Below are 417 nucleotides of genomic sequence, written 5' to 3'. Positions count from 1 at the left end.
CCGGAACTCCCCGGCCGTATCGCGGACATCGTGCGCGCGGTCCACGCCGTGGCGCCCCAGGCCCGCGTCCACCTGGTCACCTACTTCACCCTGCTGCCGGACTCCGGCACGTGCGCCGTCGCACCCCTGACCGACGAGCAGGCGGACTACGAACGGAGCATCGCCGCGCGCCGGGCCGCCGCCACCGCCGACGCGGCCGCCGCGACGGGCGCCACCCTGGTCGACCTGGCGGGCGTGAGCCGCGGCCACGACGCATGCTCGGCGAACCCGTGGGTGGAGTCGTACCGCCCGGCGCAGGGCCGGTCCACCTACCACCCCAACGAGGCGGGTATGCGGGCGGCGGCCGACCTCGTGCATGCGGCCCTGTCGTCGGGCGGAGTGACGCAGACGGCCGCCTTCCGCTCCGGCGTCCCCGGC

At 76.7% G+C, this 417-nt stretch carries 1 protein-coding gene; it reads left to right on the top strand.

Annotation, left to right across the window (positions count from 1 at the left end):
* Positions 1-30: 30 nt before the first annotated feature.
* Positions 31-417 (top strand): GDSL-type esterase/lipase family protein (locus tag LPA54_RS40220; protein ID WP_228985374.1); only part of this gene is annotated, 387 nt, incomplete at its 3' end.

It is taken from the genome of Streptomyces sp. DH12 (assembly GCF_020873895.1).
Classification (GTDB): domain Bacteria; phylum Actinomycetota; class Actinomycetes; order Streptomycetales; family Streptomycetaceae; genus Streptomyces.
Note: the sequence above shows the minus strand (reverse complement) of the source record. Positions and strands in the feature narration are given on the sequence as shown.